We start from the raw sequence: 21,134 nt of genomic DNA, 5'->3' as shown, positions 1-21,134 counted from the left end.
GCGAATACCGTTTTATTTATTCAGTAGCAGATGGGCGTCGTAGGCGAGGCGCAACACGCCCACGGCGTAGTTGCTGGAGTTGTTGTAGCGCATGATCTTCTTGACGTAGACCGAGAGGTGATCCAGTTCCGGTTTGCCGCAGGCAAAGCAGTTGTAGGTGCGGCCGTTGCGCCCCTTGTCGAAGGCGAAGGAGGCGTTGTCGGTCGCGAAGTCGTAGTCGTACCACGCCTCTTCAACCTCGGGCATCACCGGGAACTTCTTCCAGTCGATCAGCGCCGTAAAAGAGGCATTGTCATGCAGGTAGCGCGCGGTCGAGAGAATGGCGTCCTCCATCTTCTGCAGGTCGCCCGCTCCTTCGCCGTAGCTCTCGACGAGGTAGAAGTTCTGCGGCATGAACTGGGAGATGCCGACCGCCCCGGCATAGGAACTTTTGAAACGGCAGTCGCTTGGGGTAATGGCGTTGGCGTAGCAGAAGTCCATCAGGGAGACGATGTTGCGCTCGGCCATGGCAAGGAGCCCCCTGTTGCGTTCGCTGTCGGCGGGAAGCTCCCGTACGAGCGTGTTGAAGACGGTGAAGGCGTCGTGGGTACATCCCACACGTCCCAGACGTGTCTCCTTGGCGAGAATGGCCGCGATGACCTCGCGGTTGACGCCGAAGCGCCGTTCCGCCTCGTCATAGGCGCCGCGGTACTGCCGAAGGTTTTCGACCATGGCCGGTACGAAGGTGACGAGGGCGTTGTTGGCACGCTTCTCGTTGGCATGGTGGACCGTGATCATCTTCGGGCTGAAGAGGCGCAGGCTCTGGGCGTCGCGCAGGGTGCTCTGGGCATCGAGCAGGTAGCGGTTGGCGTAGTCGACGCTGACGCCGGCTTTGACCGCCTTGTTGCAGATGGATTCGTAGGCGTCGATTTTGAAGCTGCAGTCGCTGTAGGCGAAGAGGGCAGTGCTGAGCAGCGGCAGAAGCAGGGCCGCGGCTGCGCGGTTAAAAGGTAAAACTTTCACGCATCACCTCTTCGATGGTATCGGCTTCGTAGCGCTCCCGGGTGAAGAAACGGTTGGCCAGGACCCCCTGGCCCAGCAGCATCTCGGCGCCGTCGATGGCTTTGAGGCCGTTCTCGGCACAGAGCGCGAGAAAAGGCGTCACCTTGCCGTAGATGGCATCGGCCCCGTAGCGGCTCTGCCGCAGCAGCGGGAGCAGCAGGGCTTCGGGGGCAGGGAGGCTGTCGTCTTCGAGCCCGGCCGAAGTCGTATTGACGACGAGGTCGTAAGCTTTCGGTTCAAAAGCGTCCCACGTCATCGTTGTGAAACCGTCGGCGGCGAAGGGGGCGAGACGGCCGGCGGAGCGGTTGAGGACGTGGACGCTCTTGCCATCCTGCTTCAGCCTCGTTGCCAGCGCCCGTGCCGTGCCGCCCGCGCCGAGGATCAGGACGTCGTTGACATTGTCAAAGTTGCGGATGGCGAAGAGAAAACCGTCGGCATCGGTGTTATAGCCGATCAGTTTACCGTTTTCGTTGACGATCGTATTGACGACGCCGACCTCTTTGGCGAAGCCGCGGATCTCGTCGCAGGCGTTGTAGGCGGCCTCTTTGTGCGGCACGGTGATGTTCGCGCCCTGCAGCCCCAGGTCGAAAAAGGTTTTGCGAAGTTTGGTGCCGTCGGTCAGATGCACCCGCGTGTAGCAGCCGGGATACCCCAGGCGTTTGAAGACGTGGTTGTGCATCAGCGGCGAGCGGGAGTGGTGGACGGGATCGCCGAAGATGGCGAAGAGGGCGGGGGTCAAAACTTCAGGTCCTCCAGGGAGCTCATCAGCGCGCCCAGTTTATTCTGGACTTCGAGGTACTCCAGTTCGGGCTGGGAGTCCGCGACGATGCCCGCGCCCGCCTGCAGGATCACCTCACCCGGTTTGACGAGGGAGGTCCGGATCGTGATGGCGCTGTCCATATTGCCGTCAAAGCCGAAGTAGCCGATGGCCCCGCTGTAGAAGCCGCGCTTGAGCCCTTCGAATTCGGCAATAAGCTCCATGGCGCGGATCTTCGGCGCCCCGGTCATCGTGCCGGCGGTGAAGGTCGCCATAAAGAGGTCGAACATGTCTTTGTCCTCGCGTAGTTCCGCGGTGACGTCGCTGACGATGTGCATGACGTGGGAGTAGCGCTCGATGTGCATCATGTCCTCGACCTTGACCGTGCCCGTCTTGGCGACGCGGCCGATGTCGTTGCGGCCCAGGTCGATGAGCATGAGGTGCTCGGAGAGCTCTTTGGGGTCTGCCAGCAGCTCCTCTTCGAGTTCACGGTCGCGCTCTTTGGTGTCGCCGCGCTTGCGGGTGCCCGCGATGGGGCGCAGCAGCAGTTCGTTCTCCTGCAGGCGCACCATGACCTCCGGGGAGCTGCCGACGATGGCGAAATCCTCGTACTCCATCAGGAACATGTAGGGCGAAGGGTTCTTCGTGCGGAGAATGCGGTAGAAGCTGAACGGGTCGACATTCGCTTTGCGGGTGTAGCGGTTCGTCATCAGGATCTGGAAGACGTCGCCGCTCTTGATCATCTCTTTGGAGTCCGCCACCATCTCGAAGAAGCGCTCCTTCGTAAAGGCGAAACTGCCCCCTTCGTCGTTATGCATCGGCACGAGCGGCGTGTAGTCGTATTCGCCCTTGATCTCGGCTTCGAGGGTGCCGAAGCGCTCCGCCATCGCGTCCAGGGTCGTCAGCAGGGTGACCTTGTGGTTCTGGTGGGAGTAGACGACGACGAGCTTGGGCAGGATCAGGTCGAGGTCGGGCACCTGCATCGGGTCGTCGAGTTTCTCCATGTAGCTCTTCAGTACCGGCTCGAACACCTTGACCATGTCGTAGCCGATGTAGCCGATAAAGCCGTCGGCATAGCCGATATCGAGGCTTTTGCAGACCGCCTTGTACGGGGCGGTGTCTATAGCGGCGTAGTAGGATTTGAGAAAATCAAAAGGGGAGACCGCCGACACGTCGGTTTCACCCGCACCGTTCGTATAGCGCGTTTCGCCCTCGCGGTACTGCAGGCGTTCCCGCGCGCCGATCAGGATGATACTGTTCTTGCCGCCGCTGCTGCCGGCACTCTCGAACAGGAAGGTGATCTCGTCCGCAAAGGCATTTTTGAGTTTCTGGTAGAGCGCGATCGGCGCGAACTGATCGAGCATAAACTGGGTATGGTGGAACATAACTCTCGCTTCTTACGGTTTGATGGTGTAGATGAAGGCGCCGGATTCGATCTTGCGGCGGACATCCTGCAGGCGCGCTTTGGCGTCGCTGCGGCTTTTGAACGGTCCGACGAGGACCTTGTTGATCGTCGCGCCGTTGATGACGACGCGGTGGAAGGTGTACTCGTAGCCGCTGCGCTTGATGTTGTCCAGGAAGGTGCGGTTGGGCTTGTAGCGGCTGAACGAGCCGACCTGGATATAGACATCACCCGGTGCCGGATGGCCCGCGACTGCCGGTGCAGGCGTCGGGACCGGTGCGGGTTTCGGTTTTACGACCGGTGCAGGTACCGGTTTCGGCTCCGGTACTACTTCGGGTTCCGTCTCGTCGATGACGATGATGTCGCTCTGCTCGATCGGGACCGGCTGGGCCATCTCGGGGACTGCGGGCGCTTCGGCTGCCGGCTCCGCTTCCGGTTCGGGGGCAGGGGTCGTCGCATTGACGGATTCCGCCGGGGTGACCGGTGAGGGGATCGGTTTGGCAACGACTTCCGGGTGGGCGACCTGTACCGGTGCGGAACCGCTCATGCGTCCCATGATAATGACGATGACGATGGCGACGATCACCAGCGTACCGACTCCGATAAGCATCTTTTTCCGGGTGCCGTCCCGTGAATTCCGGTTGAGGATGATATCGTTGAGTTCGTTGTGGTGTTCGTCAGGCATACTGGGCTCCTTTGTTGCCCCCCGCTGTAAACAGGGCATAGGGAAGATTAATGATGTTGTAGGCATCGGGCAGCGCGTCGGTGGGGAAGACCCGCCACTGCCGGTTCATTTTCTCTTCCAGTTTTTGGGAAATGATTTTACCCATTTCGACGGCGTGTTGTAAAGCGGCGTCGCATGGCACGTAGAGATGCAGGTGGTTCGGGCTTGCCGAGTGGAAGGTGACAAGGTCTTCATACCCCAGTGCCGAGAGGATCTTGCCCGCATGGTGGTAGAAGTGCTTTGGCGCATCGCCGTTGTAGTCGATCACGATAAAAGGGACGTTACCGTCAGCGTCGACAAGGGGGTGGGCCAGGGTAAGCTGCCGGGCGCGGTGCGCGTTGATCAGGGTATCGCTCAGCGGCGCATCGACACGCTTGTATTTCGAAAAGAAGGTGCGGTTCCCGAACGGGATCTGTTCGGCGACTTCCGGCATCTTCTGCCAGTAGTACGACCGGACGATCCGTTCGAAAAAACGGGCCTCTCTGTCCATCAATACGTCGGCTGGGAGTAGATGACGAACTGCTGGGCGAGCGCTTTGAGTTCTGATTTGATTTCGGCCTGCTTGGCTTCGTTCTCGATATCGTCGAGGACGTCGCAGATGCGGTTGGCGATGATCTCGAACTGCTCCTCTTTCATCCCGCGGGACGTCAGTGCCGGGGAACCGATGCGGATACCGGAGGTGACAAAGGGCGAACGGAATTCGCCCGGAACGGTGTTCTTGTTGACGGTGATGCCCGCACGGCCCAGCGCCGCATCGGCATCTTTACCGCTGAAGTCGCGGTCGAGGAAGGAGACGAGCACCAGGTGGTTGTCCGTACCGTCGCTGACGACCTTGTAGCCGCGTTTCATGATGACGTCGGCGAGGACGCTCGCGTTGGACTTGACCTGCTTCGCGTACGCTTTCCACTCCTCGGAGAGGTTGTATTTGAAGCCAACGGCCTTGGCGGCGATGACGTGGACCAGCGGCCCGCCCTGCAGACCCGGGAAGATCGCAGAGTTGATTTTCTTCGCGATATCCTCGTCGTTGGTCATGATGAGACCGCCGCGCGGGCCGGCAAGGGTCTTGTGCGTCGTTGTGGTGACGACGTCTGCGTACGGGAACGGGCTCGGGTGCTCACCTGCGGCAACGAGGCCGGCGATGTGGGCGATGTCCGCAAAGAGGATCGCACCGACTTCGTCCGCGATCTCGCGGAATTTCTTGAAGTCGATCTCTCTGGCATAGGCGGAAGCGCCGCAGACGATGATCTTCGGCTGGACGATGCGGGCGATGTCCATGACACGCTCGTAGTTGATGCGGCCGTCGAGCTCGACACCGTAGGTGAAGCTCTGGTAGTTCTTGCCCGAGAAGCTGGGCTTCGCACCGTGGGTCAGGTGACCGCCGTGGCTCAGGTCCATCCCGAGGATCTTGTCGCCCGCCTGGATCAGCGCGGCGTAGACGGCGCCGTTCGCCTGGGAGCCGGCGTGCGGCTGGACGTTGGCGAATTTACAGCCGAAGAGCTCGCAGGCGCGGTCGATGGCGAGCTGCTCGACGGCATCGGCAAATTCACATCCGCCGTAGTAACGTTTCTGCGGGTAGCCTTCGGCGTATTTGTTCGTGAATACGGAACCCATCGCCTCCATGACGGCGGGCAGGGTAAAGTTCTCGGAAGCGATCATCTCAAGGTGGTCGGTCTGGCGCTCCAGCTCTTTTTCACACAGGGCATAAACTTCGTTGTCAAACTCTTGCAGAAAGCTCATTTTTTTCCTCTTTTGTTTTAAATTAAATACGGCATCGGAACAAAGTCCCGCTGCCTACGTTAACACTGGGTTCACCTCGGCGGCGAGCCCGCGTGCAGATAAACCGCACTTACTCTTACTCTTACTCTTCCTCGTCTCCGTCTTCGGATGGATTCGTTTCATGTTTCAGCGGCTTCATCGCCGGGAACAGGAGCACGTCGCGGATGGAGTGCTCGTTGGTCAGCAGCATGACGAGACGGTCGATGCCGATCCCCTGGCCGGCGGTCGGGGCCATCCCGTAGCTGAGCGCGCGGACGAAGTCCTCGTCCATCTCGTGCGCCTCTTCGTCACCGCCGGCTTTGGCTTCGAGCTGCCCCTCGAAACGGCCGAGCTGGTCGATGGGGTCGTTGAGCTCGCTGAAGGCGTTGGCGATCTCGCGCCCGGCGATAAAGAGCTCGAAGCGGTCGGTGAGCGCCGGGTTGGCGTCGTTGCGGCGTGCCAGCGGGGAGATCTCGACCGGGTACATCGTGATAAAGGTCGGGTTGATGAGCTTGTCCTCGACGAAGGCGTCGAACATTTCGCCCTGGAGCTGGCCGACATTGAGAGTGTCGCTGACGTCAAATCCGTTTTCACGCAGGTAGACGAGCATCTTCGCTTTGTCGTGTACAATGATCTCCGGCACGCCGCCGATCGCGCTGAGCGACTCGATGAGCGGGATCTCCGTGAATTTGGAGAAGTCGACTTCCATCTCGCCGTAGGGCAGCAGCGTCGGGAGCTTCAGGTGGTCGAAGAGGTACTCGAAGTACTCCTTGGTGAGCGCAATGAGGTCCTTGTAGGTCTTGAAGGCCCAGTAGAACTCGATGGAGGTGAACTCCGGGTTGTGCGTCGCGTCCATCCCCTCGTTTCTGAAGTTGCGGTTGATCTCGAAGACGGCTTCGAAGCCACCGACGATGAGGCGCTTGAGGTAGAGTTCCGGGGCGATGCGCAGGTAGCGGTCGACGCCCAGGGCGTTATGGTGCGTCACGAACGGCTTGGCGTTGGCGCCCCCCGCGATGGGGTGCATCATCGGCGTTTCGACCTCGAGGAAGCCTTTGTCCTCGAAGAAGCGGCGCGTGAGCGAAATGATCTGGCTGCGGATCTTGAAGGTCTTGCGCACTTCGCTGTTCATGATCAGGTCGAGGTAGCGCTGGCGGTAGCGCATCTCTTTGTCGGTGAGGCCGTGGAACTTCTCCGGCAGCGGCGCGATCGCCTTGGTCAGGAGCTTGAAGCCGTCGACGTGCAGGGAGAGCTCGCCCTGGTTGGTGACGAAGGGGAAGCCTTCGACCTCGATGATGTCACCGACCTCGATCTGTTTTTTGAAGACGTTGTTGTAAAAGCCCTCCGGCAGGTTGTCGCGGGTGACGTAGACCTGCAGCATGGCGCTTTCGTCTTCGATCTTCAGGAAGCTCGCCTTCCCCATGACGCGGAAGAACTTGATGCGCCCCGCGACGCAGTAGCGGCGGTTCTCGTCGCGTTTCGTCTCGGTATGCGCCAGGTCGGAGTTGACGTTCAGGAATTTGTCGATGGTCGTATTGCGTGCCGAGTCGTTGGCGTAGGGGTTGATCCCCTCGGCCTTGAGCGCATCGGCTTTTTCGATACGTTGCTGGATGTATTTGTTGTCAAAAAAAGACAATAGCGATCTCCTCTTTTAGGTGTGTGATTTTTTCTGGCATTCGGCGCAGACCCCGTAGATCTGCATCGAGTGGTCTTTCATCTGGAAGCCGAGTTTTTCGGCGATGGCGTGCTGGCGTTTTTCGATCTCTTCGTCGACGAACTCGGTGATGGAGCCGCATTCGGTACAGATCATATGGTCGTGGTGCTCTTTGGCACCCAGCTCGTACTTCTTGCCCTGGGCGCCGAAGGAGAGCGAGGTGACGATCTCTTCATTCTCCAGCAGCCCCAGCGTGCGGTAGATTGTCGCGATCCCCGTTTTGAGGTCCGGGTAGTTCTCCTGGATCTTCTTGTGAAGCGCTTCGGGGGTCAGGTGCTCGTCGGAGTTATAAAGCGTCTCCAGGATCACCTCGCGCTGGATCGTGAACTTCAGCCCGTTCTTTTTCAGCAGTTTTTTGAAATCTTCGAGGAGCTGTTCGTATTCGATGGTTTTGGCGTTGAAGTCATTCGAATGGCTCATTGCGTCTGCTCCTTCAGCTGTGATTTGACCGTCTCGATGATCTCGCCGGCACGTTCGATCGAGATGGCGGAGTCGTTCGTTTCGGGCTTGGGTGCGCTCTCCTTGGGCTGCAGCGATTCGGTGTCGAGGTGCATGATGTAGCTGCCGGTCTCGACGAGAATAGGGAAAAGGATGCTTCCCTCAAGCGGTTCGCGGATGTTTTCGCGGATGGTGACGACGTTGTTGAGGGCATAGGCGATGACGGCGGCGATGAAGAAGAACTTCCCGCTGCCGAACACGAACCCGGCAAGACGGTCAAGCGCGCCCAGGCCGCTGGCGGCACCGAGGCGTTTGAAGAGATGGCCGATTCCGACCATGGCGAGCCAGAAGAGCGCCAAGGTGAGGAGGAAGCCCGAAAAAGAGATGAGAGAGGGGCTCTCGAAATGGAAAATATTGTCGTTGAGGAAGGCTCCGACCTCGCCGCTGACGCGCGATGCGACGAAGATACCGCCGATGATCCCGATCAACCCGAAAAGCTCTTTGAAAAAGCCGTTGAGGATGCCTTTGAGGCCAAGCAGCAGGATGATGACGGAGATGACAAGGTCGAAGTAGTTGAAATCCATTCAGAACGCCCGTTTTGAAATTGAGAAGAATTATAGACAACTCTCACTAAAAAAAGCTTGACAGCGTGCCAGCAGCGCGTTATTAACCCCCTGTTAAAGCTTCGTGCTGTATCATTGCCGCTCAAAATTGATTATAAGGTATTGAGAGCCATGAGTAACTGGTCACCATCGAGCTGGAGAAGTTTTCCGATCAAGCAGCAACCGACCTACCCCGATCAGGACCACCTGAAACGGGTCGAAGCAGAGCTGCGGCGTTATCCGCCGCTGGTGTTTGCGGGCGAAGCACGGAACCTCAAAACGCAGCTGGCCCAGGTCTCTGAAGGGAAGGCGTTCCTGCTCCAGGGCGGCGACTGCGCCGAGAGTTTCTCCGAGTTCCATGCCGACAACATCCGCGATACGTTCAAAGTGATGCTGCAGATGGCCGTCGTCATGAGCTTCGCCAGCGGCCTGCCGGTCGTCAAAGTCGGGCGCATGGGCGGACAGTTCGCCAAGCCGCGCTCCTCTGACATGGAAACTATCGGTGACGTGACGCTGCCGAGCTACCGCGGCGATATCATCAACAGCATCGAATTTACCGAGGACGCACGTATCCCGGATCCGGAACGCATGATCCACGCCTACCACCAGGCGGCACCGACGCTGAACCTGCTGCGCGCCTTCGCGTCTGGGGGTATGGCGGATCTGCACCAGGTCCACAAGTGGAACCTCGATTTCGTCAAGCAGACGGAGATGTCGGAGAAGTACGAAGCCTTCGCCGCACAGATCGAGCAGTCCCTGCGCTTTATGGAAGCCTGCGGCGTGACGTCGCAGAGCTACCGCACCCTGCGTGAAACGGATTACTTCACCTCGCACGAAGCGCTACTGCTCAACTACGAAGAGGCCTTCACCCGCCAGGACTCCCTGACGGGCGACTGGTACGACGTCTCCTCGCACATGCTCTGGATCGGCGACCGTACCCGCCAGGTCGACGGCGCGCACGTCGAGTTCCTGCGCGGCGTCAAAAACCCGCTGGCCTTCAAAGCCGGTCCGTCCATGACGACCGAAGACCTGCTCAAGCTCTGCGATACCCTGAACCCGGAGAACGAAGCGGGACGCATCAACGTCATCGTACGCATGGGTGCGGGCAAGGTCGGCGACCACCTGCCGGAACTGATCCGCGCCGTCGAACGCGAAGGCAAACAAGTACTCTGGAGCTGCGACCCGATGCACGGCAACATCATCAAGTCCGGCAACGGTTACAAGACCCGCCGCGTCGATGATATCCTCACCGAGATGAAAGAGTTCTTCCAGGTCCACAAGTCCGAGGGGACCTACGGCGGCGGCGTTCACCTGGAGATGACGGGCAAGAACGTCACCGAGTGCCTCGGCGGTGCCTTCCATATTACGGAAGAGGACCTCAACAGCCGCTACCACACCCACTGCGATCCGCGCCTCAATGCGGACCAGTCCCTCGAACTGGCGTTCCTCATCGCCGATACCCTCAAAGCAGCCCGTAGCTAATTTTTAATTACGGCATCCGGGCCTCGGCCTCCTTCGGCAGTGCTCCGGCACAATGCCTCCGGTTCCGAAGCTACAGATGCAAAGCAGTTTGCATCCGCTGACGCTTCTCACCTTAACACTGGGTTTTGTCCTCACTTTGTTGCGGAATTCCGCAAGCTTCATCCTCGGCAGGAAGCCCATACTCCGAGAGCACTTCTTTCAGGGCGCACCCCAAGGGTACTTATTGCAGGGCGCGTGCAGGCGACCGAAGGAAGTACCTTTAGGTATAAACCGCACTTAAGCATTACACAAATCCACACTGCGGCAATTTTCAGATTCTAGACAATTCCAAGAAAGTATTACGTGATTTTTCCCCGAACGGGGAAGGGCGGAGCAGTGCGCTTAGAGCGCGGCGGCGTCGAGCGCCTTGATAAGTTCGTCGGGACGGTTGGACCACTGGATGGCGTCCTGCTTGGAGACGATCCGCTTGCGGACCAGGTCGAAGAGCTCCTGGGTCTGGGTGACCATCCCCGTCTCCTGCTGGTTGAGCTGCATCTGGGAATAGAGCTGGTGGACTTTGTCTTCGCGGATCAGGTTGGCGACTGCCGGAATGTTGATCATCAGCTCCTGGGCCGCGACCCGTCCGCCGCCCAGACGCGGGAGCAGCGCCTGGGAGATAACGGCGATGATGGAGGTGGAGAGCTGCGCACGGATCTGCGGCTGCTCGTCCCCGCTGAAGACGTCGATAATACGGTTGATCGTCTGCGGCGCGGAGTTGGTGTGCAGGGTTCCGAAGACGAGGTGACCCGTTTCGGCCGCGGTCAGTGCGGCGGCAATGGTCTCCTTGTCACGCATCTCCCCGACCAGGATGACATCGGGGTCTTCACGCATCGCGTATTTGAGCGCGTTGGCGAAGTTGGCCGTATCGGTCCCGACGTTCCGGTGGGAGAAGAGACACTTTTTGTTCTGGTGAACGAATTCGACCGGGTCCTCGACGCTGATGATGTGGCGGTTTTCCGTTTCGTTGATCTCGTTGAGCATGGCCGCCAGGGTGGTGGACTTACCGCTACCGGTCGGGCCGGTGACGAGGATAAGCCCCTTCTCGCGTTTGATGATTTTTTTGAAGATCGATTTGGCGTTGAGATCGTCAAGGCTCGGGATCTCGATCGGAATGATACGGAAGGCGCAGGCGATGTCGCCCATCGTCTTATAGTAGTTCGCACGGAAACGGCCGACTTCGGGGAGCAGGATCGCGAAGTCGAGTTCGTTATGCTCCTCGAACTCTTTTTTCTGTTTCTCGGTCAGCAGGGAGTAGGACATATCCTCGATCGTTTTGCCGTCGAGGACGGGAAGGTTCAGCGCCACCAGACGGCCGTCGATACGGATCTGCGGTTCGGAACGGGAAACGAGGTGAAGGTCCGACGCATTGTAGGCGACGACGCTTTTTAACAGTTTACGGATATCCAGGGTCTGACTCATGAGAGAAGTTCTCCTTCATAGAGGGGTTCATTGAAACCGATTATAACATGATTTCCGGTTTCCACAACAGGGCGTTTTATTAACAGGTTTTCCTTGGCAAGCCAGGTCCGTTTACCGCCGTCATCGAGGTTGAGTTCTTTGAGTTTGAGGGTACGGTAGGTCGTTCCCCGCGTATTGAAAAGCTGTTGCATCTCGGCACCCATTGCAAGCCAGCGGTCGACTTCCGCTTCGCCGACGGGATCCGTTTTGAAATCCACGAAGGTGTAGGCGATGTCGTGCTTTTTGAAAAAAGCGAGGGCTTTTTTCACGCTGTCGCAGTTTTTGATGCCGTAGACAGTGATCATTCGATAATCTTCGGGACGATAAAGAAATGCTCGTCGCTGTGAGGAGCATGTTCAAGGATGTCGTCGTTGACGGCGGTGTTGCAGTTGGGAACATCTTCGCGCAATTGCGTCGCATTTGCGGTCATGGCAAAGGTGTCGGGGACATCGGTTGTATCCAGTGCGCTAAGATTGTCGACAAAGGCGACGATCTCGCTGAGCTGACCGATCACCTCTTCGCGGTGGGCGTCGTCAATCTTGAGCATTGAGAGTTTTTCCAGACGGCTTAGCAGGGCGTCATCGATTTGCATAAAATACCTTTACGTTGGCGTAATCGTATTAATTGTAGCAAAAAGATACTTAGAGGCAGAGTGCCCGTATCGGCCGCCTGCAGGAGTATATTGATTAATTTGCAATCAACTCGTAATCTGTTTTGCATACTATTTTGTAGTAGAATCCTAAAAGCACATTTCAAAACATAAGAGGTGGGTAATGATCAGAAAAAAACAGAACGGGAAAAAAGTCTGGGTAACGTTTACGGTTCTCCCCGAAACCGGAATGGAAGACGTCGTCTTGTGCGGTGCCTGGAACGACTGGTCGGATGAACCGATGAAGCAGAAAAAGAACGGCGAGTTTTATCTGACGAAGGTATTGCCCGCCGGCAGTACGTTTGAATTCGGCTACAAAAGCGGCGACGGTGCCTGGATGGCGGAGGGGGACTGTGCAACGGTCCCTTCGCCGTTCGGCAGCCACAACGCTCTGCTGGAGCTGTGAATGCCGTATGAACTGTAAAAGATCAGGGACGACGTAACTGCCTTACCGGTCGTTAAACGGAGGGGTTGATTTATATTGTGAGGAGAGTGTATGAAAGCCGTTGTTATGGCAGGTGGGTTTGGAACGAGGATCCAACCGTTAACCCATTCGCGTCCGAAGCCGATGCTGCCGATTGTGAACCGTCCGATGATGGAGCACACGATGATGACCCTGAAGGAGCTCGGGATCACCGAGTTTATTGTGCTGCTCTATTTCAAGCCCGACATTATCAAGGAACACTTTAAAGACGGCAGCCACCTGGGGATCAACATCACTTACGTCCTGCCCGATGACGATTACGGCACGGCAGGGGCGGTCAAGCTGGCCGAGGAGTATATCGGCGACGACAACTTCATTATCATCAGCGGCGACCTGGTGACGGATTTCGATTTCAAGAAGATCTTCGATTACCACAAACAGAAAGACTCCAAGCTGACGATCACGCTCACCTCGGTCGAGAACCCTCTCGAGTTCGGCGTCGTCATCGCCAACGAAGAGGGGCGGATCGAGAAGTTCCTCGAAAAGCCGAGCTGGGGCGAGGTCTTCAGCGACACGATCAATACGGGGATCTACGTCATCGAACCGGAGATCCTCTCCTACATCCCCAAAAACGAGAATTTCGACTTCGCCAAAGACCTCTTCCCGCTGCTGATGCGCGAAGGGGTGCCCCTCATGGCCGGTAACGCCGAAGGGTACTGGCGCGATGTCGGCAACCCGGAGAGCTACCGCGACGTCTACGAGGATATCCTCGGCGGCAGCGTCAAGGTGATGATGCCGCCGGTCCGCCAGGCCTACCCCGACGGGACACTCTACAGCGACGAACCCTATAAACTCGACGACAGTGTCGAGATCATCGGGACGGTCGTCCTGGGCAGGAACGTCACCGTCGGCAAAGGCACGAAGCTCAACAACGTCGTCGTCGGCGACGACTGTACGATCGGCAAAGAGAGCAAAGTGCGCAACAGCGTCCTGTGGGAACGCGTCACGGTGGACAAGCGTGCACTGCTCGACGGTTGTGTCATCTGTAACGACAACCAGATCGGCAAAAACGTCACGGCAAAGGCGGGACTTATCCTGGCCGAAGAGTGCGAGATCGGCCAGCTGGTCACCGTCGAGAAGGACGTCACGATCTGGCCGCACAAAGTGATCGAGGATGCGGCCATCGTCAGCCGCAGCGTGATTCTCGGGAGCCGCTACAAGAACTCCATTTTCGAGAACGGGTATGTTGTCGGGAAATCCAACGTCGAGCTCTCCTGCGAAATGGCGACGAAGCTCGCCGAGGCGTTCGGTGCCCAGCTGCCGATCGGTTCGACGGTCGTCATGGCCCGCGACTATAACAAAGGCTCGCGGATGCTCAAACGCGCCTTCGTCGGCGGGCTGCTCTCCTCGGGTGTCAATGTCAAGGACTATAACGGCATTCCCTCCTCGGTCCTGCGCTGCAGCCTCTCCATGGACAGCAAGGTCGTCGCGGGGGTCTACTTCCGTCAGCAGATCGACGACCCCACCAGCACGGTCATCACCTTCTACAACAGTGAAGCGCTGCGGATCAACAACGAGGTGGCGAAGAAGGTTGAGAAGGCCTTTTTCAAAGAGACCTTCCGCCGGGTCGACTTTTCCCAGATCGGCCAGATCTTCGAATCGGATCATGCCAGAGAGTACTCCGCCTACCAGAAGCAGATGGAGCACCTCTTCGACCCGCATTTCTTCAAACGCAGCGGGTGCCGGATCGCCGTAGACGTGATGCACGGGATGGGCTATGAGGTCTACCCGGAAATCCTGCGCGACATGGAGGTGGACAATATCATCTTCAACGCTTATGCGGATGAGAAACGCCTGGCGAACATCAACTCCCTGGTGAAGCGCTCCGTCGGCGACATGAGTGCTGTCATGACTTCCATGGGGCTGGATGCCGGTTTCATGTTCTACCCCTACGGCCAGCGCCTGGATATCATGTGCGACGAGGGGAAGGTGCTCGAAAAGCAGACGGCGCTCTACGTCGTGCTTACGCTGCTGAACATGGAAGCGCGCGAACGCGGCGAGAAGATGAAGGTCTTCCTGCCGACCTGGGCGGCGGACATCGTCTTCTTCGACTCCCTCGAGATCGAGCGCGGACAGTACGCCAACTTCAAAGCGGAGCAGATGCGCCAGTACGACCTCGTGGCGACAGGGGAGGGGAACTTTGCCTTCACCGCCTTCGCGACGCACCGCGACAGCATGTTCGCGACCCTGAAGATCCTGGAGATGCTGATCAAGTTCGAGGTCAAGCTATCCGAGCTGATCGCGTCGCTGCCGAAGTTCTACTACCGTACGGCCCAGGCGGCATGTAGCCAGTCGCTCAAGGGCAAGATGATGCGCCGTTTCCTCGAGGATGCGAAGGGCAAAGACGCCTCGACCCTCGACGGCGTGAAGATCTGGCTCGACAAGAATGACTGGGTCCTGATGATTCCGGACCAGTACAGCGACCATCTCAACCTCTACATCCAGGCGGAGACGAGCGAGCGCGGCGAGGCGATTCTCGCCGAATACACGACCAAGGTTGCGGAGTGGGCCAGAGCGTGATGGAAACGGCACCGTTGAACCTGGCGTTTATCTGGCATATGCACCAGCCCGACTACCGGGACAGCAGCGGTGTCATGACGATGCCATGGGTCTTTCTGCACGCCATCAAGGACTATTACGAGATGCCGTGGCTCCTGACCCGGTTCCCGGGACTCAAAGCCACGTTCAACGTGACGCCGCCGCTGATCGAGCAGCTGAACCTCTACCGCGATCCGCTGGTCAACGACGCCTTTTTGGCCCTGTGGATCAAACCGGTGGAAAAGCTGGAAGAGAATGAGCGCGCCTGGATGGTCAAGATGTGCAAATCGACGCAGTTCGAGACCATGGTACGGCCGCTGCCGCGCTACGCGGCGCTCTTCCACCGCGACGACTACAGTCCTGAGCAGCTGCTGGAGCTGCAGGTGCTCTTTATGCTGGCATGGTGCGGCAACTATCTGCGCCACAACAGCAGCGTGGTCAAGAAGCTTCTGGCGCAGCGCGACGCCTATTCCCAGCGGGACAAGCACGCACTGCTCGAGGAGCTCACGGCCTTTGTGGCGACGATCCTGCCGTTTTACGCAAAACTGCAGAAAGCGGGCCGTATCGCCGTGTCGACGACGCCGTACAACCACCCCATCCTGCCGCTGCTGCTCGATATGGAAAATGCCAAACGGGCCAACCCCCATACGACACTGCCGGCAAACCCCCTCTCCCTGGAATCGGATGCGGCAGAACAGGTCAGCCGTGCGGTCGCCCTGTACAAAAAGACGTTCGGCACGGACCCGGTCGGGTTCTGGCCGGCGGAAGGGGCGGTGGACGAGCGCAGCGTCGGGATCTACCGGAACCACGCTCTGAAGTGGATCGCGACGGACGAGGAGATTCTTTTCCGTTCGCTCAGGAGTGACGCGCGCGACAACCTCTACAGCCCCTACCGTTTCGACGGGGTGACGATGGGCTTCCGCGACCACGGCCTCAGCGACCTCATCGGTTTCACCTACCGGTTCAAACCCGCCGACGAAGCGGCCGATCACTTTGTCCGTGCCCTCGGCGGCATCGGCGCAAAGCAGCACGGGCGGACCGTTTTTGTCATCCTCGACGGTGAGAACGCCTGGGAGTTCTTCGAGAACAACGCCTATGACTTCTTCATGGCGCTCTATGCCCGCCTGGAACGCACCGGCGGGATCGAGACGGTCACGATGAACGAGGTCGCGCTCCAGCCGGACCAGCCGACACTCTCCCGTCTGGCGCCGGGAAGCTGGATCTACGGGAATTTCGATACCTGGAGCGGGCACGCCGAAAAGAACAGAGCCTGGGAACTGATCTATCAGACGCGCCGTGATGCCGATCACCACGAGGGCAGGGTCGATCCGGAAACGGCGGAAAAGATCCGGTTTCATTTCCTGGCCGCCGAATGTAGCGACTGGTTCTGGTGGTACGGCGATGACCATGCGACGGATTTCGCCGAGGAGTTCGACGCGCTTTTCCGCGACCATCTCATCGCCATCTACCGCCTGCTGGAGATGCAGCCCCCTGCCGACCTTTTCGAGCCGATCATCTCCCAGAAGGGCCGCGACGCCTTCCTGACCTACCCGCAGAGCCCTGTTTCGCCCATCATCGACGGGAAAGAGTCGAGCTTTTTCGAGTGGCTCGGCAGCGGTACGGTCGACGAGCGCAAGGGGTATTCGACGATGGACCGCGTCCGCGGTCCGGTCGAGAAGATCCACTACGGGCATGACGAAGAGCGGGTCTACCTTGCGTTTGAAGGGGATACCGACAGGCTGCGCGCCCAGGGGTGTACCCTGATTATCACGGTTGAGGAGAACGGCAGGAAAGTCGTTCTCCCGATGACGAAACCCCTGCAGGACGAGCGCGTCGATTTCGCCTTCGACGAACGTCCGGAACTGTCGCTTTCGCGCGGGGGCTTCATCGGCCTGGATGTCTTCCATCTGCGCTTTGAGATCACGCGCGGGGAGGAGATCGTCCAGACCCTGCCGGGGTACGGGTCGCTGCATATCGATATGAATGAAACTTACGCGGAGCACTGGTTTGTCTAGGAAAAGAGCACAAATGGCACATGATCTGATGCAAAGGGGCAGCCATGTCTGAGATCCGTTACGACAAGCTGCACGACGTGCATGTGCTCATTGCGCCCGAACGGCTCCACCGCCCCGACTGCATCCCCAAACGCCTTAAGGCGTATCGCCATGTCGCCAAATGCCCCTTCTGCGAGGGGAACGAAGCGCTCACACCGCCGGAGATTTTCGCTATCCGCAGCGCGGGGAGCTTCGCAAACGAGCCGGGTTGGAAGACCCGCGTCGTCCCCAATCTCTACAAGGCTGTGCAGATCGAAACGCCCGATAAGCATCACTACGGGATCTTCGAATACCATGAGGGGTTCGGCGCCCACGAGGTGATCATCGACACGCCGGAACACCATACCTCCATGACGCAGTGGAGCGAAAGCGAGGTCGTCAACTGGCTGACGACGCTCGGCGCACGGGTGGCCGACCTGCGGCGCGACATGCGGATCGGCTATATCTCGCTGTTCAAAAACGAGGGGACCGATGCGGGGGCGACCCAGCCCCATTCGCATACCCAGCTCATCGGCCTGCCGATCCTGCCCAATACGCAGCGGGCCTATTACGAGCGGAGCGCGCGCTATTACCGCGAACACGGCAGGGCGCTGGTCGCGGCGGTCGTCGATCACGAGCGCCAGGCGGAGGAGCGCATTATCGCCGAGCAGGGAGGCTTTACGGCCTTCTGCCCCTTTGCGAGCGCCTACCCGTTCGAGGTGATTATCGCTTCGGAAACACGGCGCGGCCAGATCGACACCCTCGCCCCGGAGGCATTCGAAGCCCTGGCGCCGCTGCTGCTGGACGTGCTTTTGAAACTGGAACGGCAGCTGGGATGCCTGGCCTTCAATCTCGAGATCGCCACGCCCCCTTTTGCGGCACCGGAGGAGGCCCCGGCGCATACGACGGCGGACGATATGTTCCGTTTTATGCTCCGTATCCAGCCGCGTCTCTACCGGCACGGGGGCTTCGAACTCTCGACACAGATGATGATCAACCCCGTTGCCCCCGAAACGGCAGCCAGACTGCTGCGGGGTGAGCCTGATGCGTAAGCCGAAGGTACTCTTCGCGGCCAGCGAGGTGTACCCGTTTGCCAAGACCGGCGGTCTGGCAGACGTCGGTTACAGCCTGCCCAAGGCGCTCTCAGACGATTTTGACGTGACCGTGGTGATGCCGCTCTATCTGACGGTGGACCGCCGCAAATTTGCCATTGAAGGTCCGACGGACTACTTTGACGTGATGCTGGGATCGGAGCGCCGTACCGTCTCCGTGTATGAAAGCCGCTACGAGGGACGGCACTACCTCTTCGTCTATGAACCGCAGCTCTGTGACCGCGATTACCTCTACGGAGCGCCGGGGGAGGGGTACGACGACAACGCGCAGCGTTTCGGCCTCTTCAGCTATGCGGTGACGGAACTGGCCCGGCGTATGCAGAGCGACATCGTCCATCTCAACGACTGGCAGACCGCCCTGGCGGCGCTGATCATCGCCGAAGACGAGACGATCAGGGCGCGGACCGTCTATACGATCCACAACCTCGCTTACCAGGGTGACTTCCCGAAAGGGGCCCTTACCGAGCTGGGGATCGACAAGCGCCATTTCACCCTCGAAGGGGTCGAGTTCTATGACCGGGTCAACCTGATGAAGGCGGGCATCGGCTTTGCGGATGCCGTGACGACGGTGAGCCCCACGTACGCGGAGGAGATCCTTACCCACCGGTTCGGCTGCGGGCTGGAAGGGTACCTGGAGAAACACCGCACCCGCCTGAGCGGCATTGCCAACGGCATCGACACGGAGCACTTTTCACCGCAGACGGACGAGAGTCTTCTGCGCCCCTACAAGACGCCGCGGGGGAAACTGTCGAACAAGAAGCGCTACCTGGCGGAAGCGGGGCTGGAAGATGCGGGGCTGCCGCTCTTTATCTTCATCGGGCGATTCACCTGGCAGAAGGGGATCGACATCCTCCTCGAAGCGCTCCCGCAGATGGCGTTGATGCCCTGCAACATCGCCATCCTGGGCGAAGGCGAACCCCAGTACCACCCACGCTTCGAAGCGGTGGCGGCGGCCCATCCGAACGTCCACCTCTTTTTCGGTTACGACGAGGGGGTGGCCCACCGGATGTACGCGGCGGCGGATTTCCTGCTGATGCCCTCCCTGTTCGAGCCCTGCGGTCTCAACCAGATGATCGCGGCGCACTACGGCGCCGTGCCGATCGTCCACGCCGTCGGGGGGCTTGCCGATACCGTTGCACCGATCGCACGGTTGCAGGAGTCACCTGCGCCCTGCGGGATCCCGTTCGACGACGCGACGCCGGAAGCCCTGATGGCGGCCGTTGAAACGGCCCTGGAACTCCATCACGACACGAAGGCGTGGTCAAGGGCCGCAACCCACAATATGAACGCGGACGTCTCCTGGGGCCAAAGTGCCGCAGCCTACGCCGCTTTGTACCGGAAAATCAGCGGGGGCGCGGTAAAATGACTCCCTTTATCGCATCCGGGACCATCCGTATTTCAACACGAGGCATTGCATGACATCATTCAATATTCTGCTGGCGGCATCCGAAGTCGTCCCTTTCGCCAAAAGCGGCGGTCTCGCCGATGTAGCGGGTGCGCTTCCCAAGGCGCTGCGGGCCCAGGGCCACGACGTGCGCGTCGTCATGCCGCGCTACTATATCGTCGACGTCGAGAAGTACAAGCTCAAGAAGCTTGATGGCTCCCTGGGCGTGCCGATGGGCAGCATGGGCGAAGCGTGGGCGGCGATCTACGAAGGGGTCCTCCCCGGCAGTGACGTCCCCGTCTACTTTATCGACCACGAGGGCTTTTTCGGGCGCAAAGGGCTCTACGACGAGGACGGCCAGGCGTACGGCGACAACGACAACCGTTTCATCTTCTTCTCCAAGGCTGTTCTGCAGCTGGCCAAGAAGCTGCGCTTCAAACCCGACGTCATCCATACCAACGACTGGCATACGGCGGCGATCCCGCTGCTGATCAACACGACCTACGCTTTCGACCCCGATTTCGAGAATACGGGGACGCTGCTGACGATCCACAACCTCCAGCACCAGGGCAAGTTCTATAAAGGCGCGATGGATGTGCTCGGGGTCGGCTGGGAACACTACAACGCCGACGAACTCGAGGAGTTCGGGGGGATCAACCTGCTCAAGGCCGGGATCGTCCACGCCGACGCCGTCAATGCCGTCAGCCGCAAGTACGCCAGCGAGATCCGTACGGCGGAGTTCGGCTGGGGGCTGGAAGGGCTTATCGATGCCAATGCCAACAAGCTCTACGGCATCCTCAACGGTGTCGATTACGACGAATGGAGCCCGGCGGTCGATCCCTTTATCGCCAAGCATTTCGATGCCGACAACCTTGCCGGGAAAGCGCTCTGCAAACAGGATTTACAGCGTAAATTCAACCTGCCGGAGCGTGCGGATGTTCCGTTGATCGGCCTCGTCGGCCGCCTCGCGGATCAGAAGGGGATCGGGCTGCTGGCAGGGGCCATCTGGAACCTGATGGAGCTGGATATCCAGATCGTGCTGCTGGGCACCGGCGAGAAGTGGGCGGAACACTTCTTCAGCGACGTGGCCGCCAAATACCCCGACAAATTCGCCTGCTACATCGGCTACCGCAACGACCTGGCGCACCGCATCGAGGCAGGCAGCGACATGTTCCTGATGCCCTCGCTCTTCGAACCCTGCGGGCTCAACCAGATCTACAGCCTCCGCTACGGTACGCTGCCCATCGTGCGCGCCACCGGCGGCCTGGACGATACGATCGTGAACTACGGCAACGATCAGCAGAGCGGCACCGGCTTCAAGTTCGATTTCGCGACGCCGGATGCACTCTCCAATACCGTCAAGTGGGCGGTGGAGACGTGGTACGAGGACCCGGATGCCATCGACCAGATGCGTCTCAACGCGATGGAACAGCGTTTCGACTGGGAAGTCGCGGCCGAGGCCTACAGCGACATCTACTGCCATATCATCGGCGGACGCCGCAGCAGCCGCCACCAATAAACGGAG

At 59.3% G+C, this 21,134-nt stretch carries 19 protein-coding genes; 7 read left to right on the top strand and 12 right to left on the bottom strand.

The genetic code is table 11. The annotated features are described in order from the left end of the window. Positions 1-12 precede the first annotated feature (12 nt). The 9 genes from WCX49_RS07075 to WCX49_RS07035 all read right to left on the bottom strand — a co-directional run bounded on the left by WCX49_RS07075 (position 13) and on the right by WCX49_RS07035 (position 8,412). On the bottom strand, positions 13-1,002 hold the full coding sequence (locus WCX49_RS07075; RefSeq protein ID WP_345984395.1) for a lytic murein transglycosylase: 990 nt from the start codon (positions 1,000-1,002) through the stop codon (positions 13-15). Next, positions 983-1,780: a shikimate dehydrogenase gene (locus WCX49_RS07070; RefSeq protein ID WP_345984394.1), complete on the bottom strand. Its 798-nt coding sequence runs from the start codon at positions 1,778-1,780 to the stop codon at positions 983-985. Before WCX49_RS07070 ends, WCX49_RS07075 begins: the two co-directional genes overlap by 20 nt. Next, on the bottom strand, positions 1,777-3,183 hold the full coding sequence (locus WCX49_RS07065) for an anthranilate synthase component I family protein (RefSeq protein WP_345984393.1): 1,407 nt from the start codon (positions 3,181-3,183) through the stop codon (positions 1,777-1,779). Before WCX49_RS07065 ends, WCX49_RS07070 begins: the two co-directional genes overlap by 4 nt. A 12-nt stretch (positions 3,184-3,195) precedes the next feature. After that, a complete protein-coding gene (locus WCX49_RS07060; protein ID WP_345984392.1) occupies positions 3,196-3,885 on the bottom strand; it encodes an SPOR domain-containing protein in 690 nt (229 codons plus the stop codon). Further along, entirely contained in the window at positions 3,878-4,414 is a 537-nt protein-coding gene (locus WCX49_RS07055) for a DUF1882 domain-containing protein (protein WP_345984391.1), read from the bottom strand. The genes WCX49_RS07060 and WCX49_RS07055 overlap by 8 nt, the downstream gene beginning before the upstream one ends. After that, entirely contained in the window at positions 4,414-5,661 is a 1,248-nt protein-coding gene (locus WCX49_RS07050) for a serine hydroxymethyltransferase (RefSeq protein WP_345984390.1), read from the bottom strand. The genes WCX49_RS07055 and WCX49_RS07050 overlap by 1 nt, the downstream gene beginning before the upstream one ends. A 121-nt stretch (positions 5,662-5,782) precedes the next feature. Continuing rightward, positions 5,783-7,312 carry a lysine--tRNA ligase gene (lysS, locus tag WCX49_RS07045; RefSeq protein WP_345984389.1) on the bottom strand — a complete coding sequence of 510 codons (1,530 nt, stop codon included), beginning with the start codon at positions 7,310-7,312 and terminating at the stop codon, positions 5,783-5,785. A gap of 15 nt (positions 7,313-7,327) precedes the next feature. Further along, positions 7,328-7,810, bottom strand: a complete 483-nt coding sequence (locus WCX49_RS07040) for a transcriptional repressor (RefSeq protein WP_345984388.1) — start codon at positions 7,808-7,810, stop codon at positions 7,328-7,330. After that, positions 7,807-8,412: a CvpA family protein gene (locus WCX49_RS07035; RefSeq protein WP_345984387.1), complete on the bottom strand. Its 606-nt coding sequence runs from the start codon at positions 8,410-8,412 to the stop codon at positions 7,807-7,809. The genes WCX49_RS07040 and WCX49_RS07035 overlap by 4 nt, the downstream gene beginning before the upstream one ends. Before the next feature lie 150 nt (positions 8,413-8,562). On the opposite strand from WCX49_RS07035, the gene WCX49_RS07030 reads away from it, so the two are divergent. Next, complete coding sequence (locus WCX49_RS07030; protein WP_345984386.1) at positions 8,563-9,912, top strand: 3-deoxy-7-phosphoheptulonate synthase class II; 1,350 nt, start codon at positions 8,563-8,565, stop codon at positions 9,910-9,912. 381 nt (positions 9,913-10,293) lie between these two features. Here WCX49_RS07030 and WCX49_RS07025 read toward each other — a convergent pair whose 3' ends face one another. The 3 genes from WCX49_RS07025 to gatC are packed head-to-tail and all read right to left on the bottom strand — an operon-like array spanning position 10,294 to position 12,001. Beyond that, complete coding sequence (locus tag WCX49_RS07025) at positions 10,294-11,370, bottom strand: type IV pilus twitching motility protein PilT (RefSeq protein WP_345984385.1); 1,077 nt, start codon at positions 11,368-11,370, stop codon at positions 10,294-10,296. Continuing rightward, positions 11,367-11,714, bottom strand: coding sequence for a Spx/MgsR family RNA polymerase-binding regulatory protein (locus WCX49_RS07020; RefSeq protein ID WP_345984384.1), 348 nt, complete (start codon positions 11,712-11,714; stop codon positions 11,367-11,369). Before WCX49_RS07020 ends, WCX49_RS07025 begins: the two co-directional genes overlap by 4 nt. Then, positions 11,711-12,001 carry an Asp-tRNA(Asn)/Glu-tRNA(Gln) amidotransferase subunit GatC gene (gatC, locus tag WCX49_RS07015; protein WP_345984383.1) on the bottom strand — a complete coding sequence of 97 codons (291 nt, stop codon included), beginning with the start codon at positions 11,999-12,001 and terminating at the stop codon, positions 11,711-11,713. Before gatC ends, WCX49_RS07020 begins: the two co-directional genes overlap by 4 nt. A 181-nt stretch (positions 12,002-12,182) precedes the next feature. On the opposite strand from gatC, the gene WCX49_RS07010 reads away from it, so the two are divergent. The 6 genes from WCX49_RS07010 to glgA all read left to right on the top strand — a co-directional run bounded on the left by WCX49_RS07010 (position 12,183) and on the right by glgA (position 21,128). Beyond that, on the top strand, positions 12,183-12,464 hold the full coding sequence (locus WCX49_RS07010) for a hypothetical protein (RefSeq protein ID WP_345984382.1): 282 nt from the start codon (positions 12,183-12,185) through the stop codon (positions 12,462-12,464). Between the two features lie 90 nt (positions 12,465-12,554). Further along, positions 12,555-15,062 (top strand): sugar phosphate nucleotidyltransferase, encoded by a 2,508-nt coding sequence (locus WCX49_RS07005; RefSeq protein WP_345984381.1) that lies wholly within the window; start codon positions 12,555-12,557, stop codon positions 15,060-15,062. Continuing rightward, on the top strand, positions 15,047-17,095 hold the full coding sequence (locus WCX49_RS07000; RefSeq protein WP_345984380.1) for a glycoside hydrolase family 57 protein: 2,049 nt from the start codon (positions 15,047-15,049) through the stop codon (positions 17,093-17,095). Before WCX49_RS07005 ends, WCX49_RS07000 begins: the two co-directional genes overlap by 16 nt. A 44-nt stretch (positions 17,096-17,139) precedes the next feature. Continuing rightward, entirely contained in the window at positions 17,140-18,165 is a 1,026-nt protein-coding gene (locus tag WCX49_RS06995; protein ID WP_345984379.1) for a UTP--glucose-1-phosphate uridylyltransferase, read from the top strand. After that, positions 18,158-19,591, top strand: coding sequence for a glycogen/starch synthase (locus WCX49_RS06990; RefSeq protein WP_345984378.1), 1,434 nt, complete (start codon positions 18,158-18,160; stop codon positions 19,589-19,591). Before WCX49_RS06995 ends, WCX49_RS06990 begins: the two co-directional genes overlap by 8 nt. Before the next feature lie 49 nt (positions 19,592-19,640). Then, complete coding sequence (gene glgA / locus WCX49_RS06985) at positions 19,641-21,128, top strand: glycogen synthase GlgA (RefSeq protein ID WP_345984377.1); 1,488 nt, start codon at positions 19,641-19,643, stop codon at positions 21,126-21,128. The last annotated feature ends 6 nt before the right edge of the window (positions 21,129-21,134 follow it).

The sequence above is a fragment of the Sulfurimonas sp. HSL-1656 genome (assembly GCF_039645585.1).
GTDB lineage: Bacteria > Campylobacterota > Campylobacteria > Campylobacterales > Sulfurimonadaceae > Thiomicrolovo > Thiomicrolovo subterrani.
The sequence above is the reverse complement of the archived record's forward strand: the minus strand, read 5'-3'. Positions and strand labels throughout refer to the sequence as shown.

Coding starts and splice junctions, on each gene's coding strand:
- WCX49_RS07065 (WP_345984393.1), bottom strand. CDS start 3,183: ATGTTCCACCATACCCAGTTTATGCTCGATCAGTTCGCGCCGATCGCG.
- WCX49_RS07060 (WP_345984392.1), bottom strand. CDS start 3,885: ATGCCTGACGAACACCACAACGAACTCAACGATATCATCCTCAACCGG.
- WCX49_RS07055 (WP_345984391.1), bottom strand. CDS start 4,414: ATGGACAGAGAGGCCCGTTTTTTCGAACGGATCGTCCGGTCGTACTAC.
- WCX49_RS07050 (WP_345984390.1), bottom strand. CDS start 5,661: ATGAGCTTTCTGCAAGAGTTTGACAACGAAGTTTATGCCCTGTGTGAA.
- WCX49_RS07040 (WP_345984388.1), bottom strand. CDS start 7,810: ATGAGCCATTCGAATGACTTCAACGCCAAAACCATCGAATACGAACAG.
- WCX49_RS07035 (WP_345984387.1), bottom strand. CDS start 8,412: ATGGATTTCAACTACTTCGACCTTGTCATCTCCGTCATCATCCTGCTG.
- WCX49_RS07030 (WP_345984386.1), top strand. CDS start 8,563: ATGAGTAACTGGTCACCATCGAGCTGGAGAAGTTTTCCGATCAAGCAG.
- WCX49_RS07025 (WP_345984385.1), bottom strand. CDS start 11,370: ATGAGTCAGACCCTGGATATCCGTAAACTGTTAAAAAGCGTCGTCGCC.
- WCX49_RS07020 (WP_345984384.1), bottom strand. CDS start 11,714: ATGATCACTGTCTACGGCATCAAAAACTGCGACAGCGTGAAAAAAGCC.
- gatC (WP_345984383.1), bottom strand. CDS start 12,001: ATGCAAATCGATGACGCCCTGCTAAGCCGTCTGGAAAAACTCTCAATG.
- WCX49_RS07010 (WP_345984382.1), top strand. CDS start 12,183: ATGATCAGAAAAAAACAGAACGGGAAAAAAGTCTGGGTAACGTTTACG.
- WCX49_RS07005 (WP_345984381.1), top strand. CDS start 12,555: ATGAAAGCCGTTGTTATGGCAGGTGGGTTTGGAACGAGGATCCAACCG.
- WCX49_RS06995 (WP_345984379.1), top strand. CDS start 17,140: ATGTCTGAGATCCGTTACGACAAGCTGCACGACGTGCATGTGCTCATT.
- WCX49_RS06990 (WP_345984378.1), top strand. CDS start 18,158: ATGCGTAAGCCGAAGGTACTCTTCGCGGCCAGCGAGGTGTACCCGTTT.
- glgA (WP_345984377.1), top strand. CDS start 19,641: ATGACATCATTCAATATTCTGCTGGCGGCATCCGAAGTCGTCCCTTTC.